At 45.3% G+C, this 18,821-nt stretch carries 19 protein-coding genes; 2 read left to right on the plus strand and 17 right to left on the minus strand.

The annotated features are described in order from the left end of the window. Positions 1-206 precede the first annotated feature (206 nt). From AC50YO_RS02930 to AC50YO_RS02965, 8 genes are all read right to left on the minus strand, one after another. A complete protein-coding gene (locus AC50YO_RS02930) occupies positions 207-878 on the minus strand; it encodes a DUF4166 domain-containing protein (RefSeq protein WP_494842963.1) in 672 nt (223 codons plus the stop codon). Continuing rightward, complete coding sequence (locus AC50YO_RS02935; protein ID WP_494842965.1) at positions 847-1,803, minus strand: DoxX-like family protein; 957 nt, start codon at positions 1,801-1,803, stop codon at positions 847-849. The genes AC50YO_RS02930 and AC50YO_RS02935 overlap by 32 nt, the downstream gene beginning before the upstream one ends. Beyond that, entirely contained in the window at positions 1,764-2,243 is a 480-nt protein-coding gene (locus tag AC50YO_RS02940) for a thiol-disulfide oxidoreductase DCC family protein (RefSeq protein WP_494842967.1), read from the minus strand. The genes AC50YO_RS02935 and AC50YO_RS02940 overlap by 40 nt, the downstream gene beginning before the upstream one ends. Positions 2,244-2,763: 520 nt before the next feature. After that, positions 2,764-3,399, minus strand: a complete 636-nt coding sequence (locus AC50YO_RS02945) for a response regulator (RefSeq protein WP_494842969.1) — start codon at positions 3,397-3,399, stop codon at positions 2,764-2,766. Then, positions 3,396-4,607 carry an ATP-binding protein gene (locus AC50YO_RS02950; protein ID WP_494842971.1) on the minus strand — a complete coding sequence of 404 codons (1,212 nt, stop codon included), beginning with the start codon at positions 4,605-4,607 and terminating at the stop codon, positions 3,396-3,398. The genes AC50YO_RS02945 and AC50YO_RS02950 overlap by 4 nt, the downstream gene beginning before the upstream one ends. Before the next feature lie 312 nt (positions 4,608-4,919). Further along, positions 4,920-5,417 carry a hypothetical protein gene (locus tag AC50YO_RS02955; protein ID WP_494842973.1) on the minus strand — a complete coding sequence of 166 codons (498 nt, stop codon included), beginning with the start codon at positions 5,415-5,417 and terminating at the stop codon, positions 4,920-4,922. A gap of 390 nt (positions 5,418-5,807) precedes the next feature. Next, positions 5,808-7,175, minus strand: coding sequence for a DHA2 family efflux MFS transporter permease subunit (locus tag AC50YO_RS02960; protein ID WP_494843249.1), 1,368 nt, complete (start codon positions 7,173-7,175; stop codon positions 5,808-5,810). Positions 7,176-7,286: 111 nt separating this feature from the next. Further along, positions 7,287-7,859: a TetR/AcrR family transcriptional regulator gene (locus AC50YO_RS02965; RefSeq protein WP_494842975.1), complete on the minus strand. Its 573-nt coding sequence runs from the start codon at positions 7,857-7,859 to the stop codon at positions 7,287-7,289. A gap of 176 nt (positions 7,860-8,035) precedes the next feature. Here AC50YO_RS02965 and AC50YO_RS02970 point away from each other — a divergent pair, with 176 nt between their 5' ends. Continuing rightward, positions 8,036-9,277 (plus strand): voltage-gated chloride channel family protein, encoded by a 1,242-nt coding sequence (locus AC50YO_RS02970; protein ID WP_494842977.1) that lies wholly within the window; start codon positions 8,036-8,038, stop codon positions 9,275-9,277. On the opposite strand, the gene AC50YO_RS02975 is transcribed toward AC50YO_RS02970, so the two are convergent. From AC50YO_RS02975 to AC50YO_RS03005, 7 genes are all read right to left on the minus strand, one after another. After that, the gene (locus tag AC50YO_RS02975) at positions 9,252-10,100 is read right to left on the minus strand and encodes an undecaprenyl-diphosphate phosphatase (RefSeq protein WP_494842979.1); all 849 of its coding nucleotides are present in this window, start codon (positions 10,098-10,100) and stop codon (positions 9,252-9,254) included. The two genes, AC50YO_RS02970 and AC50YO_RS02975, sit on opposite strands and share 26 nt — an antisense overlap. Before the next feature lie 26 nt (positions 10,101-10,126). Beyond that, positions 10,127-10,741, minus strand: coding sequence for a DedA family protein (locus tag AC50YO_RS02980; RefSeq protein WP_494842981.1), 615 nt, complete (start codon positions 10,739-10,741; stop codon positions 10,127-10,129). 25 nt (positions 10,742-10,766) lie between these two features. Next, positions 10,767-12,728 carry an ABC transporter permease gene (locus tag AC50YO_RS02985; protein WP_494842983.1) on the minus strand — a complete coding sequence of 654 codons (1,962 nt, stop codon included), beginning with the start codon at positions 12,726-12,728 and terminating at the stop codon, positions 10,767-10,769. Continuing rightward, positions 12,703-13,473 carry an ABC transporter ATP-binding protein gene (locus AC50YO_RS02990; protein WP_494843251.1) on the minus strand — a complete coding sequence of 257 codons (771 nt, stop codon included), beginning with the start codon at positions 13,471-13,473 and terminating at the stop codon, positions 12,703-12,705. Before AC50YO_RS02990 ends, AC50YO_RS02985 begins: the two co-directional genes overlap by 26 nt. 91 nt (positions 13,474-13,564) lie before the next feature. After that, a complete protein-coding gene (locus AC50YO_RS02995; RefSeq protein WP_494842985.1) occupies positions 13,565-14,572 on the minus strand; it encodes an ATP-binding protein in 1,008 nt (335 codons plus the stop codon). Next, positions 14,569-15,270 carry a response regulator transcription factor gene (locus AC50YO_RS03000; RefSeq protein WP_494843252.1) on the minus strand — a complete coding sequence of 234 codons (702 nt, stop codon included), beginning with the start codon at positions 15,268-15,270 and terminating at the stop codon, positions 14,569-14,571. Before AC50YO_RS03000 ends, AC50YO_RS02995 begins: the two co-directional genes overlap by 4 nt. A 223-nt stretch (positions 15,271-15,493) precedes the next feature. Further along, positions 15,494-16,372, minus strand: coding sequence for a radical SAM/SPASM domain-containing protein (locus AC50YO_RS03005; protein ID WP_494842987.1), 879 nt, complete (start codon positions 16,370-16,372; stop codon positions 15,494-15,496). A gap of 72 nt (positions 16,373-16,444) precedes the next feature. On the opposite strand from AC50YO_RS03005, the gene AC50YO_RS03010 reads away from it, so the two are divergent. Further along, on the plus strand, positions 16,445-16,693 hold the full coding sequence (locus tag AC50YO_RS03010) for a hypothetical protein (RefSeq protein ID WP_494842989.1): 249 nt from the start codon (positions 16,445-16,447) through the stop codon (positions 16,691-16,693). 47 nt (positions 16,694-16,740) lie between these two features. Here the strand turns inward: AC50YO_RS03010 and AC50YO_RS03015 are convergent, their stop codons facing one another. Continuing rightward, on the minus strand, positions 16,741-18,009 hold the full coding sequence (locus tag AC50YO_RS03015; protein ID WP_494842991.1) for a stalk domain-containing protein: 1,269 nt from the start codon (positions 18,007-18,009) through the stop codon (positions 16,741-16,743). A gap of 284 nt (positions 18,010-18,293) precedes the next feature. Next, a complete protein-coding gene (locus AC50YO_RS03020) occupies positions 18,294-18,713 on the minus strand; it encodes a hypothetical protein (RefSeq protein WP_494842993.1) in 420 nt (139 codons plus the stop codon). Positions 18,714-18,821 lie beyond the last annotated feature (108 nt).

Genomic DNA, 18,821 nt, shown 5'->3' on the forward strand with positions numbered 1-18,821 from the left:
ATTCCGTTATCCGCCATCAAAAAATTCCTGTTCGTGGATATTGTAGCCGGAACTATCTTATATTACGCACTAAAGCTTCCCTTACATTCTCAATTGGCTGCAATGGCCGGAAGCTCGATTGGTCCCATGCTAATCCATCAGTCTTTGAAGTGGACAACAAAAAAAACCGCTGTTCATTCCGTCAAAAGACCGAATGCAGCGGTGAATTATTCTCGAGCTTCTTCTCGGAGCGGCCTTACATCTACGGGAACGAGAGAAGTGTGGATCAAATGAGCTTGGAAGGAGCCTTCATACTGGAAAATTGACCCCAATATCGGATTAGTCACTTGTACCGTAATCTGATAGCATCCCTGCTCCTCATCGTACCATTCATTTACGTCAGCAATTCCTGTCAATAAACGAGGGAATCGGAATTGGAGCAGACCTTCGTAAAAGCGCTGGTCGCCTGAGCGAATCTTTATTCCCCCATTGGGAGCAGCAGTAATAGCCAGATCGACTGCCAGATGCTGTTTGTTGCCCAAATAATCGACAATCCCTTGCCGTGCCTGGCTGTAAATCATCGTCGCATCGAAGTGGCGAATCGTATTACTGAATTTGAATTTGCGAATCCATGATACCGTCTCACGCCCATATTGATCTGTATAAGCAAAATTCTCGATCGTAAACGGAATATGACTTCCTCCTTGCGGAAACATGATATGCCTCATCGTTCCCACATATAACGGCAGCAGCGCCAGCTTGTTGAACCATATTCGCTTCATGACCCCTTGCCCGATTGAGGCGACACCATCCTTGCTGCTTATTCCGAATCGCTGCTGAATACGAGGATGCAGCCTTTTGAACTCCTCACCTAATACTTGCTCGTATATGGACGCCATGCTGATGTCCTCCTTTGGATGGTTTTCGTAAGCAATGTCTAGCATTCGGCAAATCCTTCAATGTCCATTTGGCAAGGAAGCAAAAGGCAATCATCGACCCGCTCAGCGTGATCGGATTAAACGGTGCTTGCAGCAGCCCGGGACTGCTTATGATGGCACCGCCTGCAAGAACGAGCAGCAGTAAGATTTGGCAGCTGTACAAGGAAATTTTTCTATGCCAGACCACGCTTAATACAGCTAGCATGATCTCGAGTACCCCCAAACCTTGCAGAAGCAATTTCTCATAGCCCATGAACCAGCCTAAACTCTCCATAACAGCCAGCTCTCCTCCAGCCGGATAAAGCAGCTTAGGCACTATGCCTTCATACAGCCACAGCAATGCGATAAGCATAACGCAAAAATAATGAATAATAGCCTTTTGCAAGCTGACAGACGGTGTAATTTGCTTCTCAAGCCACAGCCGAAGCAGATCAAAGCTCCATGCGGTGGCGTAGCCGAATAAGGGACGAAATATTATTCGATCGAACAGCCGTCCAATAGAGCCAAATCTTGTCTGATAGTCGTATTGGGTCAAAAAGGTGATGCTCTCCCCCTGCTCACGATATTTCCAATAGCCTGCGCCTTGGCGAATGAGCGACAAGGGCTGCTCGGAGCCAAATACCAACGCTGACGTTCTCTCCCCGGTGATCGCATTGCTGCGGGATTTCGTAATCCCGGTACCGGCTATTTGAAGACCGAACCCGATGCGGGTCTTATATTCAAACTTTTGATGAGTGCTGAGCATATCCACCTTGGGAAGATACGTTATTTGCGAGAACCGCAGATCCCATTGCTCATGCAGCTCGGGTGTTTGCGTATAGTGCCATAACGTCTCCATATCCGTCTTCATCGTCTGCTCGACATAGATTGGCTTCCTTCTCCACATGCCGGAACCTCCTCAATCAAATCTATGAACCGTTCCCTTATTTCCGCAGATGGAATCAAGCATTGCTCCATTCTTCCGAATAAGCGATAACGATTGCCCGCAATCCGATTATATATCCCGTCTCTCAATAATTGTGGGACCACAATTCCCCCATACAGCAGCGGCCACCATCCCTTGCATAATCGGAATACCCGAAGTGCCGCCTCTGATTTGATGTAATAGCGTTCATTTGTGACCATGACAAAAGTATCTATATCGTCTACGGACAAGCCCCCTTTACGCAAAAGCTGCTTGCCTGTCTCCGATTGAAGTAGAGCGAAGCGGAATCTCGCTTCCTTGTCCCGCTTAATCACGAAGCGTGTAATCCAGTGACATAAATGACAATGGCCATCGATCAACAGAATAATTGGCTCTTGATCCATTCTTTTTTGTTTGCTCATCCGGAAGCTCCTTCCCTTACTTCTAGTTTACTAGCTGGACAGCCTGGCGATTAGACCTAACTTTTATAGGAGGACAGCAGCAAGGGGTACTACATGATGTAGTACCCCTTGGCTTGTAGAATAAGATTGTTGTAATATTTTTGGTTATCTGGGTTAAGAGAATGAAAGCCAGGCTAAGGCTGTTCTGATTCGTTCGAGAGGCAAATAGAGGCCATAACGGAACGCTGTTCCGCTATTTGCAGCTTAACAGCTGCAACAGACAAATTAGCGGATCTGCGATCCGTTAATTCGGACAAACAGGAAGAAAAGCGAGAAAGTTCGTCAATTAACGGATCACAGATCCGCTATAATCTTCTATATGGAGTCAAACAGTCTAATAACGGAACAGAGGTCCCTTATTTACTAGAAGGACACGAAGCAAAGCAGAGAAATCCCGCTCATTAATAACAACGTGAACAAGCGCGCCCGTCAAATATCGAATTACAGACCCGCTATAGTCTTCTAGGGAAATTGAATTTATTTAGTCTTGTTTTTTGAATAACAGCCCTTTGCGTTTCACCTTTTCAACCGCTTCTTTACTGCTGCGCACGCCCAGCTTTTTGAGCATTTTGTTCACTTGGTTCTTCAAGGTGCTCTCTGCCTTATACAATTTTTTTTCAATCTGAGACTGTGTATACCCTTCTTCAATAAGCTCGAACACCTCACGCTCGGCTGCCGTTAGCTCCTTTAGCTGCTCCTCCCGCTTGAGCCTGCCAAACTCCTTGAGCAGCGCATCCATCGCGGAAGGATGATGATAAGCGCTTCGGATCGCATGAGGAAGCTCTTTGAAGTTCGTCTTCTCAATATAGTTGACGGCTCCAGCTGTGAACGCCTGTGTCATAACACTTGCGTCATTGAGAGAGGTCAGCATAATAATCTTGGCCTGATGAGCCTCATTAATCTCAATAGCCGTATAGATCCCGTCGTACTGTTCATCCGATAATTGAATATCCATAAGCACAACATCGAACACAAGTGTGTGAGCCAAACGAATCGCTTCTTGCGCTTCCATTGCTGCCCCAACTACAAGAATATCGGCCTCTTTATTCAAGTAAACAGTCATTGCCTTGATCCAATCCGGATCATCTTCCACTAACAGTACCTTAATGTGACTCATTCCATGTTCGCCCCCCTGCTGTTCGTCAACCTTTTCTTGCGAGGGAATTGCAGTCTGACTTCCGTTCCGCCATGCTCTCTGCTGCTAAGAAGGATAGAGCCCCCGCTTTTCTGCATCACATTGTATACATAAGAAAGACCTAACCCAAAATTCTGGCTGCGGTTCTTCGTGCTGAAAAACGGATCGAATACAAAAGAAAGCTGCTCCTCCGGGATTCCTTTTCCATTATCCAAAAAGGATAGCGCAACACCTTTTTTACTAGCTTCTAATTGCACCTCGATCACTCCTCCGCCAGGCATAGCCTCAGCGGCATTCATCAGGATGTTGCCAATGGCTTCACGAAGATGCACCGCGTCACAGACAACTGTAGGCTTACAAGAATAATGGGCAATCACCTCGATATCTCCGTCCTTCAATAATTCCTGATGCTGGAGCAAACATTGCTCAACAAGCTGATCCAGCCGGCACGCGGTCTCTACGAGCACGATTGCTTTGGTCTGGCTGTGTATACGGTTAACCATAGCCAGCATATGATCAGAAGCATTCGCTATAATTTGCAGTTGCTGCATGGCAGTATCATCAGCTGGTTCGGATAAAGCTTGCTTCAAATTTTCTGAGCTGATTGCAATTTTTCCTATTTCATTCTTAATCGAATGATTAAGTAAAGTGGTGCCAGAGCTGACCGCCTTCATCGTGCTCTCAAGCGGGTCACGCTCGAAGCGCAGCTTAACTCCGAGTACTCCATACAAGAAGGTGCATAGCAGAGCAACGGTCAAAGAATAAATGATAAATAACGATACATAACGAAAAAATTCGAGTTCCGGCATAAACACATTAGCAACGTTAATAAGAACCAGTACCGCCAGCAGCGTAGGCACTATAATAATAGTAGCGATGAATCGGCTTCGCTTCTTGCGCTCATTATCTTCATTCCATAAAGAACGGACAAGAATATAACAAGACGCTAAATAATAGGGTGCCGTCCACGCCAACAGCCACCGATAGTCCAGTGGCAGCTCTGCTGTCCAAGGCGTTATAATTGCCATAAAGAGAACTGGAAGCAACAAAATTAGTTTCCAGTACAGCCTTGTGGTCCACCGCAAGACGCTCTCTGAATAGACCATACTGAATATTAACACCCCATAAGGAGTCAGCGTATGGTTCAAGAATCGAACGATGCCTGACCATTCTACCCACCCTTCTTTCATTAAAAAGTCGGCGGTCCCTCCAATTGATGCGCTAAATAGAAAAAATGCCGCCCACCGATTCATTTCGCTACGAGGGTTATTCAACAATAAAACAATGGAAGTTGCCAATAGAGCAAAGAAATAATATAGCATCCTGTACCGTCCTATGCATAAAAGAATAGCTTAATCGTATCATAAAAAGGCACCTAAGTATTGCTTACGCTACTCTATTTTGAACCCAGCACCTGTAAAAACAAAAATCCGAAGGGCAGCCACTCATCATCAAGTGGATATCCATCGGATTAACTTTGTATCGCCCGCTCTTCGCTCTTTTTACATCGCTCTTACTTTTGGTTGACTGTCTTGAGCAATGGTTTCTAATTGAATAATTTTAGCTTTCTCTTTATTATGGACGAGAATGTTCTCCCACTTGAAATAGCGATCCAAGCTCATAACATAAGCATGTCTTCCACTAAGCAATAGACCGAAGGCACTCGTGTATAGCGTAAGGCTCATTAAATTCATATTCCCCGAAAGAATGAAGTTAATATGCATAAAGAGACAGAGCAATATAGAAGGACGAATCAGTATTCCTGTTATAAGAGACAAGCCGATAAGAACCTGCACGACAGGAATCGTATAATTTAGAAACATCACGTTATTTAGAGCGACATGCTCAATGAAATACGTATAAAATTCAGGTACATTCGGCTTGTCCAATGCCTTAAGTAAGTAATCTGAGAGAAAAACTCCCGGCTCAGAAAACCATGCTTTCCCCGTAATCTTCGTTACTCCCGCCATTAACCAGCCCATCCCAAACAGTATACGCATGATTAAGACTAATGATTGAAATAATATTAATTTCCCTCCCTTGCTTTGTTGAATGAATGAATTCGTATTCATCATGCCCCCACCTCTTTTTCACAATTATAAAGCGCTTTCATTTGTATCTAGATCATAGAATACTTTTATTGAAATTTCAACAATTTTCTACATTTTTTTCTAAGCTCATTCATATTGTAAGATTTTCGGTTCATACCCTCTCCAATTCATGCTGCTGGAGCTTACAGCAGGTCTTCCCTATTGATTTGATCATGGACAAAAAAATAGCAGCCGACCATCTCGCTCTCTACTTTTTTGAACACAAAAAAACCGCAGGATAGCACTCTATTCCTAAAGTGACCATCCTACGGGTTTGAAGCTCCCTATTAATTAATAGAGTTAAACTTTAACGCGTTTAATGAATATAGCGACGATGAAGCCAACTACAGCCATAATCATGCCGAATAGGAAAGCATTCTGAATGCCGGCTGTTAGTCCGTCCAGCAAATTCGGATTAGGCGTTGTTGTCATATACTTTTCTGAACCAGCGGTCATGATGCTTACGGCAAGCGCGGTACCAATGGCTCCTGCTACCTGCTGCAATGTATTCATAATGGCCGTTCCGTCTGGGTAGAACTGTCTTGGCAATTGGTTCAAGCCATTCGTTTGAGCAGGCATCATAATCATCGAAATCCCGACCATCAATACCGAGTGCAGAACAATGATCAGAGCAATCGAAGAAGCCGTCGTAACGCCAGAGAAGAACCAAAGTGCAGCAGCTACAACGATCAGACCGGGAATAACAAGCCATTTCGGCCCAAACTTATCGAACAGTTTCCCCATTATTGGAGACATAATTCCGTTAATGATTCCTCCAGGCAGCATAATCAAGCCTGCTGTGAATGCAGACAACGACAATCCCTGAATCAGGAACATCGGAAGAACCAGCATCGAGGATAAAATAATCATCATACAAATGAACACCATAGCTACGCCAATAATGAACATCGGGTATTTGAAGGCACGCATATTAATCATCGGCTGCTTCATGGATAATTGTCTCAAAACAAACAATACAAGTGCGATAACACCTACTACAATTGCGATGATAACTTTGGATGACCCCCAGCCGCCATGCCCTTCACCAGCACTGCTGAAGCCAAATACAACTCCGCCGAAACCGATGGATGACAACAGAATAGATAATACATCAATCTTCGGCTTCGTGATCTTGTTAACATTTTGCATGAACATAATACCGATCGTCAACGATAGCAATAGAAACGGCAGCGATAGCCAGAATATCCAGTGCCAGCTTAGCTTCTCAAGCATAAGCCCTGCTACAGTTGGACCGATTGCTGGCGCACACATAATAACAAGTCCAATAATCCCCATCGCCGCTCCACGTTTTTCTACCGGGAAAATAACGAGGATCGTATTGAACATCAGCGGCAGCATAATAGCCGTTCCGACAGCTTGAATGACACGTGCAACCATTAATACTTCAAAGCTTGGAGCTAAGGCCGCAACGATTGTACCTATAATAGATGCGCATAGCGCTGCAATGAATAGTTGCCTAGTCGTGAACCATTGGAGCAGCAGACCCGAAATCGGCACTAATATGCCTAATGTGAGCAAGTAGCCTGTCGTCAACCATTGTACAGTGGCAGGTCCTACATTTAATATTTGCATTAAATCCGATAAGGCGATATTAAGCGCTGTTTCACTAAATAATCCGATAAATCCGCTGATCAGCAAAGCCGCCATAATCGGTATAATTTTAAATTTCTTTCCTGATAAATCGACTGATCCCTGTTGTCCTGTTGCTTCCACAATTCATCCCCCTGAATTCTAACTCGTTGTTGATCTCTTAAACATTTAACAATGGACCAATGCTGATACATATTTCGAAGCATTAAGCAGCGGCTGCTTGTCCCTATTAGTCAAAGTGAAAATAAATGACCCTTCAATAAGGGAAATAATAGCCATACCTGTCTCCGCTGCCTGCGGGGGGTCCATCCCCTTCTTTCTCATTCGCTCAGCAATCAGCGCCTGCCAATCGGCTAGTACAGAGCTGCAAGCGGCTCTCAGCTTACCGCTAATACAGGAGGTCTCCGCCGCCATCCAGAAGCTGAATGGCATGAATCCTTCATATTGGCAGTCCTCTGCCTCATTCGCTGTCGTCTCAATAAAGGACTGAATAGCGAGAACAGGATCTTCATGCCGCTCGAATGAATCCTGCCACTTATCCAGAACGATCTTCCTTGTCCGTTCTATACATTCGAGCGCGAGCTCTTCTTTGCCGTTCGGGAAATAATAATAAAGGGAGCCCTTCGGGCATCGGCTTTCACTAATAATCTGATTCAACCCTGTCGCATGATAGCCTTGGTTGAAGAATAGCCGCGAGGCTGTCTCTACGATTGAATCACGTGAATTGGATTTCCCGGACATCTATACACCCCCTTATTATAACGATTGGTCTATATATTTTTATCACAATTGTTTCTTTCAAGTCAATGAATATATATTTCCTTCCTCCAACGATGTATTGACGTACCTTTTATAATTAAGTATGGTGAAAAAGCTTGCTGCTCAAAATGAATGATTAGCTGGGAGACAATAATGATATGCTCAAAAAAAGACTGAATGATCTAATAAAATGGCTGCCGCTTGTCCTGATCGTCGGAACACTGACCGGGACCGCTTCTGCTGCTTTTCTGGCGGGGCTTGACGGTGTGACGCGAATGCGTGAGCACAATCCCCTATTATTATGGCTGCTTCCGTTCGGAGGCGCTTTTGTCAGCTTTATTTATTATAAATATGGCAAGGATTCGGCGAAAGGAAATAATCTTCTGCTGGAGCGTGTCTATGAGCAATCCCAAGAGCATGATAAGAAGGTTATCCCGCTTCGCATGGCTCCGCTTGTTCTTGTAGGAACGTTAGCTACCCATTTATTCGGCGGATCTGCCGGCCGGGAGGGCACTGCCGTACAGATGGGCGGAAGTTTATCCGAATGGACGGGCAAGCTATTCAAGCTAGACGAATACGACAGGAAGCTCCTTCTCCTATGCGGGATTAGCAGCGGCTTCGGATCGGTATTCGGCACTCCTCTTGCAGGAGCTATCTTCGCGTTAGAGCTTGTCGCCTTTGGTTTCTTGTCCTACCGGGCCATTCTTCCCTGCCTGTTAGCCAGCTACATAGGCCATTATGTCACGATAGCCTGGGGCATCCATCATTCCTCATACTCCCTTGGAGCATTGCCATCCATTACTGCTGTTCTCCTGCTCAAAATAACGATAGCCTCCATCTTGTTCGGCATGACTGCGCTGTTATTCAGCACAATAATGCACAAGATGAAGGCTATGTTCGCGAAATGGCTTCCTAATCCGATGGTAAAAAGCTTCGTCGGAGGCTGCCTTATTATTGCGTTAGTATATCTGGGAGGCACTCGGGATTATATCGGCCTGAGCTTACCGTTAATGGAGCAGTCCTTCGATGAAGGAGCATCCCCATTCGCCTTTTTATTGAAAACCTTGTTTACTACAATTACACTCGCTGCCGGCTTCCAGGGCGGTGAGGTTACACCTTTGTTCGTTATTGGCTCAACGCTTGGCAGTGCGCTTGCCAGCCTCTTATCCGTATCCATCCCCTTGCTTGCCGGCATTGGCTTGATCTCCGTGTTCAGCGGAGCAACGAATACGCCAATTGCCAGCTTCGTACTCGGAATCGAGTTATTCGGGCTTCAGGGTCCAGCTGTGCTCTACATACTAATTGGCTGCGTCTTCGCCTATCTCTGCTCTGGACGAACTAGCATCTACTCTTCTCAGCTCGTAAGAGGAACTATTAGAGGAAGAATACGACGTAAATAACGGCAGCCAGCACAATACGATAGATAGCGAATGGAACGAGCTTAATTTTGTTGATGAGCTTCAAGAAGAAGCGAATCGATATTAAAGCAACTACGAATGCGCTTATGAAGCCAGCGATAAAAAAGGGCAGAGCGTCAAGCGTGAAATATTCCAAGTTCTTCACCAAAGACAGCAAGCTTGCGCCGAACATGATAGGCACGGCCATAATAAAAGTGAAGTCAGCAGCAGCACGATGGCTCAGGCCGAGCAATACGCCTCCAGATATCGTAGATCCGGATCTGGAGAAGCCTGGCCATAACGATACACATTGGATGAGCCCGATGGATAAGGCTTGCTTATACGTAATCTGATCGACCGTCTCCACACGCGTCTTTTTGCTATACCTTGAGCTTACAAAATCGGCAATAATCATAAATACAGCTCCGAGAACTAGTCCAATAAGAACGGTCTTCGTCGAGAATAAATGCTCATCAATATAATCCTCGAACAAAACGCCTAGTATAGCAGCCGGGATCAAGCCTACAATAACTTGTGTCAGCTTAAGTCTTCCTTCGCCAGAAGCTTCCTTCTGTTGACGGCTGCGGCGATTAAGCCCTAGCAAATCGATGAATCGGTTGCGGAACACGATAATGACCGCGAGGATCGAGCCGAGTTGAATCACTACCTTGAAGGTATTCGCTACATATTTGCCCAAAAATTGTTCCGACTTCAGCCACATGTCATCGACAATGACCATATGGCCTGTAGAGGATACGGGAGCAAACTCCGTTAATCCTTCTACAATTCCTAATATAATAGCTTTTAACAATTCAATAAAATCCATCGTTTATGCTCTCCTTTACAATCCTGTTATTCTTGACGTGCGCGAACTTTACGAACGAACAATATGACAGCTACAATGAACACAATGGCAATTAGTGCATAAGCGATGTTCGAGTAGACATCCATGAAGGAAACAATGCTCTCCCAAGAATCCCCTACTGCAGCCCCTAGGTAAACCAAGATGACATTCCAAATCAAAGTACCGATCGTTGTAAATAGCATGAACAACGGAAAATTCATGCGGTTCATACCTGCCGGTATCGAGATCAAGCTGCGAATCAGCGGAATCATTCGGCAGAAGAACACTGTCCAATACCCGTATTTATCAAACCAGGCATTCGCCTTATGAATATCCTCCTTCTTTACTCGAAGCACCTTGCCCCAGCGTTCTACAATCTTCTCTAAGCGCGGTACATCAAGCAGAGTGCCAATTCCGTACAGAATAACAGCTCCTGTAAGAGAGCCTGCCGTTGCGACCAAAATAACGCCCGGAATGCTCAATTCCGTATAAGTCGTCATAAATCCGCCAAATGTGAGAATAACCTCTGACGGAATCGGAGGAAATACGTTTTCAATTGCAATCATTAGGAATATCCCTAAATACCCAAACTTCTCCATTAACTCTGTAATCCAGTGTTCCATGACTAGTCTCCTCTGAATGGAATAATTAGATCATACGTTTCTTCAAGTTGCTTAAATAACGATGGCGTATGAAGTAGAAATAGACAACCTGCGCGATTAAGAAGCCAAGCAGCACGATGCCAAGCTCTGCTGCAACGGACAAATAAAAGATGCTTTGCAGGGCGATAAAGGCAAATAAGCTATGTATGATGGCTACGCCTATCGGAACAAAAAACAAAATGGCAAGTTGCCTTGTCACGATATCAGCTAATTCCTTGTCCGTCAACCCAACCTTCGCAAGAATTGCGAATTGTTGATGATCATAAGCTAAGGTAGCATATAATCGAAAGTAGAGAAAGCTCCCCGCTGCAATGAAGAATACGGCGCCAACGAGCAATGATACAAGCAGCATCATGCTATATAAGCTTTTCTGCACTTGGTAGAGTGTTCCACTAACTGTCATGGCATACGGCTGGCTAGAATCGTAGCGCAGCAGTCCATCCTGCACCAGATTACTTGCCATGCCCGTAGTAGCTTGCAGATCATCTACATAGAAGCCTGTGTAATAATCTACCTGTGTCGGGGAGTCCAATTCAGCGAACACACTATCGCTCACAACGACACCGCCGAACTCCACCTCTACCTTTGACTGAATATCCAAGCTTCCTGACAAATAATCAGGGATCGGAACATGCTCCGTATAGTCTACCTCCCGAATCTTAATTTCTGGATCTTCAACCAGCGTGTAAGTTTCCTTCTTCCTTACCTTGATGTAGCTTTTCTCGCGATAAGACGTCAGGATGACCAATGCTTCCTCCCCGGACAATTGATCATCCTTGAAGGATATGCCAGCTGCAAGAATAGCCTGCCGATAATCACTGAACGAAATGACCGGAAGCCATTTCAATCGCTGTTTTATAGAAGAGGTTCTTACTTCCACATATTTGATCGGCAATGTAAGCATTGCATAAGCAATATGGCGATCCGCCAGCTCTTGCTTAATTTGATTCAAATGCTGCTCGCCATAATCGCTGCCTTGCTTCTCAATATAACCAATGGCAGCAGGATAGTCCTCCTGAAATGATCTCATCAACGTATTAATAGACGCGAAGACACCTACGGAACAGAACGACACGGTTGATATAATCGTAACCATGAAGAACATGCGGGCATGCTCCTTGAAGCGATGGCCCAGACTGGATAAGGTGATCACGTTCGTCCGTCTCCAGAAGAACATCTTACGCCGTTTGAGAAGCCTCACGATCAAGCCGCAAAGATGGGTATAGAACAAATAAGTGCCGCCCACCGTCATCCCGATCACCGGAATCATGCGTAAGTAAATATTGGTGGCAGTAGCCGTTGCAGCCAGATAATAGCTAATTGCCAGAAGCAGACCTGCAAATAGGGCAACAGCGACCGATACGTTCGGAGTCTCCTTTGTACGGCGCTGACCGAACTGCAGCAATTCTATCAGCTTACTCGTATTCACAAGCACAGAGGTGCATAAAGAAATAACGAGAAACAACAGCGCAAAGGAACCTATTGTCAGAGCAAGCGGTTCCCAAGCAACATGCAGTGGAATAGCTGGCAGGCTTAGGAAAGCCGAGCTGATCATCAGGAACAGCTTGCCCATCCATAAGCCAGCAGCAATACCTGTTGCGATAGCACCTAATCCAATGATCATATTCTCCCAGAAAACCATCTGGTTGAACTGGGACTTCGTCATGCCATGCATCATATAAATGCCGAATTCGCGCTTGCGATTATTCAAAAATGAGCCTACCGAATAGAGAACAAAGAAAAAAGAAAACACATACATAATGCATTCCGCCACAATCATCGCTTGAACAGCTGACTTTACGATAAGTCCTTCACGAATGGTTGGATTAAAAATAAATAACGCACACACAAAAAAAATCATCACGGAGAAGGCGCTGCTTACGAAATAAGCCGCATACATCCGTTTGTTGCGGACCATATTTCTATATGCGAACTGACGAAAGCTCACGAAGGTCTCCTCCCAGCAAGGATAGCATGTCTATGATCTGTTGGAAGAAGCTCTGTCTATTGTCTCCCCGATAAATTTCATTATAGAGCCTCCCGTCCTTCATGAAGATCACACGGCTGCAATAGCTGGCGCTGGCGGCATCATGCGTCACCATTAGCGTTGTTGTCCCCTGCTGCTGATTGAGCGAAGCGAGCATGCTCATGACCTCTTTTGCTGCCGTTGAATCCAGATTGCCAGTAGGCTCATCCGCTAGCAGCAGCGATGGCTTGTGTATGATCGCTCTGGCGATGGCCGTCCGCTGCATTTGTCCACCCGAAATCTCATTCGTGAATTGATCGCGGATCGCTTCAATGCCAATCTGATGAATGACCGCCTCGACTCTCCGCTGGATCTCACTTATAGGCAGACCATCAAGCACTAGCGGCAGCGCGATATTCTCTTCCACGGTCAACGTATCCAGCAGATTAAAGTGTTGGAAAACAAAGCCCAGATCACGACGGCGGAATAAGGCGGAAGCTTCTCTGCTTAATTGATGCGGATTGCTGCCGTTAATTGCAACGGTTCCAGCTGTCGGCTCATCAATAGTTGCAATAACGTTAAGCAGCGTCGTCTTGCCGCTGCCTGAAGGCCCCATAATGCCGACAAACTCCCCAGGTTCCACTGCAAACTGGATATGATTCAGCGCAGTTCGAGCGACTTTTCCTTCGTAAATTTTCGTCAAATGGTTCACTTCCAAAACGGACAATGGCACACCCCCGCCAGACTGTATAATTTTCATGCTGTTATTGTCATTATAGCGGAGGCTCCTTATGCCATGCTATTGCACAAACTTACAGTTATCTTACATCGTTGTAAGGTTCGAGGAAGACAATTCGCACGACCGTACCTTGTCCAACCTCCGATTCCAGCTCAACCTGATGGCCCAGCTTCTCACAAATCTGTTTCAAAAGATAGAGTCCCATCCCCGTTGATTCTTGATATCTTCGACCGTTCTCTCCTGTGAAATAGGGATCAAATACCCGGTTGATATCGCCTTTCGCAATGCCGATTCCTTCATCACGGACTTCCAATACCACAGTAGTCGTATTCTGTTTCTCTCGATAATAGCCTGTAAAATGGATTTTCCGATTACTGCCCTCGGTATATCGGACCGCGTTGGTAACGAGCTGCACAATCGCAAAGGAAAGCCATTTTTCATCAGATACGATCTGTATAGAGCTATCTATCGCAATAAGCGGGAATACCCCGCTCCGAATAAAGAGGCGTTTCTGATCCGAGGTAACCGCCCGAACGACCTCTTCTAGTTGCAGAGCTTCTACATAGAAATCACGCTCGAAGGTATCTAGCCTCGCTGTATACAGCACCATCTCTAGCCCCTTCTTCAAACGATCCAATTCATCCCCAATAGCGCTGGACCTCGCGTCATCTTCCTGCTGGATGAGCAAATGAATGACCGAGATCGGTGTTTTCATCTGATGCACCCACTGATTAATGAATTGCGTGTGCTCTTCATATTTATGCTTATAATGAAGCAGCTCCGTTTGATGCATGCGGAATTGGCTTTTAAGAAGCTTCTGCAAGCTGTCAGCCAGCGGAGACTGCTGCATATTTTTAGAATCATTGCCCATTGAAGACAAAGGCTTCTCAAGCCTGCTATAGAACGTACGATTCGACAGATAACGGTAGCATAAATAGACAAGCAGTATGCTTCCGCTCAGTCCTGCTGCATAAAGGCTTATTGTCCAGTAGCGATAACCGCCTAACCAATAGACGAGCATAACGACTAGGAGTTGCAGGCAGTAAAAAATAATAAGCGAGCTTTGCTCACGAAGGAACAGCTTCATGAAGGCATCCCCCAATTCGGCTGCAGGCGATACCCCTGTCCCCGAATGGTCTGCACCGCCTCTTCTATTGCTATAGCGGACAACTTTTTACGTACTCTTGTGACATAGACATTCAACGTATTGTCATCGACAAACGTCTGATCATCCCATATTTTCTCAAGCAGGCGGTCACGGCTTACGACTTGTCCGGCTTTTCTCATTAGTTCTTCAATGATCTTCACTTCTGTAAAGCTCAGTTCTATATTCGCTTCCTTCCACGTCAGAAGCAAGCGATCCGGATCAAGCATAAGTCCCTCTACCGTAATCGTCCGATCATTCGCCTGAACAGCATAGCTCCCGTAAGCTCGGCGCAGCTGGCTATTGATCTTGGCGGTTACAATCTCGTAATCGAAAGGCTTCGTAATATAATCATCCGCCCCATTTTCCAGCGCCATGACTTGATCCATCTTGCCCGCTCTCGCTGAGATAAACAAGATAGGACAGGTCGACAAACTCCGTATTTGACGGCACCAATAATAGCCATCAAACTTGGGCAAATTCACATCCATTAATACGAGATGGGGAGAATACTGCTCGAACTGTGCCTTCACCGTATCGAATTCTTCTACCGCTCTTGTCTCATATCCGAATTTATGCAGATGCTCTTCCAGCAAATTTACGAGTACTTTATCATCTTCTACAATGAATAGCTTAAACATTCGAATATCCTCCGCTCTCCCACTATCATGCTCTTTATTATTCATGAATCAGTGCGTCTTCGCAACAATAAGCTCTGCATGGCTGCTGCACGAATAGGCACAGACCGCCATAATATAGAGCAGAAGTATTGAATTGAAGAAAAAGGGAGTTATCATGTATCGCGCTTTGTTAAGGGCTTGAACGCGAACAGCTGCGAACAAGGATGTTCGCAGCTGTTCTTGATTATGTTCCAAACCGTTGTCTATACCCGCATTTCCGGCACAGCTCCTCGACTGCTTCCCTTCTGGAGAAGCCGTCATATAAGTTGTTCGCCCTTTCACTCTCAATAATTTCTGAGAATGGCTTATCGTTGATATTGCCAAGATTAATAACACCCTCACCATCCAAGCAGCAAGGAACCACCGTTCCGTCTACCAGTATGCCTGCTTGATTGCGCAACCCATGGCAGAACCCCTTGCCATCATCCTCTGGCGCATTCAGAGCCGGCCACTGGAATTCATAATCCTGATTAATATAGACCCGGTCGGCAATTTTGATGCCGCTGCCCGGAGCAACCCTTTCTTCAATGCGATAATCGAGATTGAATTCCCTCTCAATGGCTGCCAGCATCTCACGATTCCGGTTTCTCTCTGCATTCGTAGCATTATCTTGATCCAGATTCCAGAGCCGAAGCGAAATAATCATTTGGGTCTGCTCAAGCGCTTCTCGCACGAACGAGAGCACGCTGCCGACATAACCTTCCTTATCCGTTGAACCCTCATGACCATCAAAGCTATGCAAAGAGAAATTCATTTGGCGGATTGCTGGCTTCGTCAGCAGTTTATGCTTGTTCTTGTGGAGCAGTGTTCCGTTCGTTGTAATATTGACCTTGAAGCCTCGTTCATGACTAATATCGAGCAGCTCGTCGATCTTCGGATGAAGCAAGGGCTCACCCTTCAGATGGAAATAAATATAATCAGTATGCGGCTTGATCTGCTCCAATCGTTTCGTAAACGCATCTATTTTGATAAAGCTCGCTTGGCGTTTCGTTTGCGGGCAAAAGGTACAGGCAAGATTGCACACGCTCGTAATTTCGATATAAAATTTTTTGAATTTTTTCATGCTTGAATGCTCCAATCTAGTCGTTGCTTTCATTCTAACGAACATTATAACACTAAAGTTATGCAGAGGAGGATGAAACTTAAGATGTTTATGCAGAATCAAGGACAAATCGCTCCCCTAACCCTTCAACAAAAAGCAAATGCGCTTATTGGGCGTCCAGTAGGCCTATCACTTCGAAACGGACAGGGAGTATCGGGTCTGTTATGCCGTGTACAGGACGGAGAAATCTATGTGCTGCAATATTTGTATAGCTCACAGTTCGCCACCTTCCACTACACCTTTTCAGACATTGCAGACATTTTGCCCTACCCCGCATGCTAATCATAAAAATGGCATCGTCTCTTTACAAGCGACGATGCCATTTTTATTTATTTCTCTTTAATTGCTGAGCCACGAATGGCCTCTTCCATTCCATCCGTATATTGATTGAAAAGTCCCAGCCGCCAGAGAGCAGCTCCTTTGAGACTATAGCGTTTCACCAAGCCCAGCTTATCATCAATAGATTGCGGCGTCTCGGCTCGCAGGTCGATGCCTAGCAGCAGCTTCTCCTTAGGAACGCCTGCGGCGAGTGTCTGTTCAATAGCAGCAAGCACCTGGTTATTCGGCTCTGGAACCTGCGGTCCCGTTCCTATCGGATTATACTTATACGCCATCAGAATAATATCATCTGCGAGCTTGGCAAGCGTCTTGAAATCATAGCCTTGATAAGCGCTGTTGGGTGCATGAACAACGACCGATAATGCGATATCCTTTGGCAAAGTGGTTTTCAGCTGTTGTACATAGTCATTCAGAAGCTTCTGCTGCCCTGCTGCATCCAGCTTAAAGCCCAGACCTTCAAAGTCAAGCACGACTCCTCCGAAGCTGTAGTCCGACACCGCCTGTACGATTCCTGCAATAGTGGCCGTCCGGAGCGTCTCATCCTTTAACATAGTCGTTAATTCGTTCTGGCCGTCTAATGAATATACCATTAGATAAGGCTTAATCTCTTGTGCAGAAGCATCCGTAATAATCGACTGGGGCGTAATATCGCCAGCAGCTTCAGGAATGCGGTATTCTGCACCTTCCAAGGTGAACTTGCCATTGCGATCAATACGGCTCCAGCCGAATGCTATCGAATTCATGGAGTTGATTAATTCTCGCTCTTTGAATGATTCCAGTGCATAGAAGGCACGAAGATGCATCTCCTTAGCAGGAGAAACAATAGTGACTGTGCTGGTTGCCTGATTCCACCCTACACGAGCCCCGAATTGTGTACTGAAAAAGCTAAGAGGAATCAATACACGACTATCTCTCATTACAGGCGCTGCCGGAAGCTTTACCTTCTGTCCATTCACAGTAGCGGAAGAATTTCCTACTGTTAGAGAAACGGTTATTTTTTGCCCAGCCTTTGTTCCAAACGCTTTCACCGTCTGCGATTTATTATCCCAAGCTACAGAAATGCCCAGCGACTCTCCTATCGTTCGAAAAGGAACGAGGGTTACCCCTTTTTCAATGCGTGGTGCCGAATCAAAAGCAAGAGGAACATCATCTAATAGAATGGTTACCGGTTGCGCAGCATAACTATGACTAAACCCGGAAGCTCCTGTAAGCGACAAAGCAAGCAGCGTGGCTGCTGCTGTTTTTCCCCACTTGTTCATTTATGGTACCCCTCCTATTAAATAACCTTAAGATTGCTAGAGTAATATGGGCAATTATAACAAAGAACTAATAGAGTATACAAATGCTAGAAACTATTGGAAATGAAATCAAACTAATTCGTTCACAACATACAAAAAATAACGGCAGCCTTAGGCTATAAAAAGCCTTGGGCTGCCGCTGCATATTTAATAGCTATCGTACTCTATTATTTGGACAACATTGTTTTCGACTATACCACCTTAGCACTTTGCACATGTCCTTTGATTGAAGCTAAGGCGGCTTGTTAATCCATCTTGCTTATTAGCTTATCCAATTTCTCTCCATAAGCCGTTCCCGATAAGATTGGAGTTGGTGATTTGGAAACAGCATTACTGTAGTAAAGAAGGAGCAATTTGTCTTTGTTGAAGAGAACTGGAGCATGAGTACTGAGCACAAGCTGACGCTCCTGAAGCTCCTTCTCTCCCGCTTCACGAGCCGCAATAGAATCAAAATCATAAATGAGGATCCGCTCGCCGTTATCTAGGGAATAGCTTATTGGCTTCACTTGATTTAGCTCTGATTGTTGTGGTGAATCGACTTCTGTAAGGGTAATGCCTTCTGCTCGAATCGCTTCATCCAGTGAAGGATTAGATTGCTGATAATTAGAGCATGCACTTAATAAGAATAATAGGCACACTAGCGCAATAACTGCCCTCCTGCTCACAAAACCGCCCCTCTCATCTTCGGAATGCCAGGATACAAACTCATAAATTTACTTATTTATAATATTATACCAAAATAATGAAGAGATAGTCTAATAGAATGCTCTCTT

The sequence above is a fragment of the Paenibacillus sp. J22P59 genome, assembly GCF_059383895.1.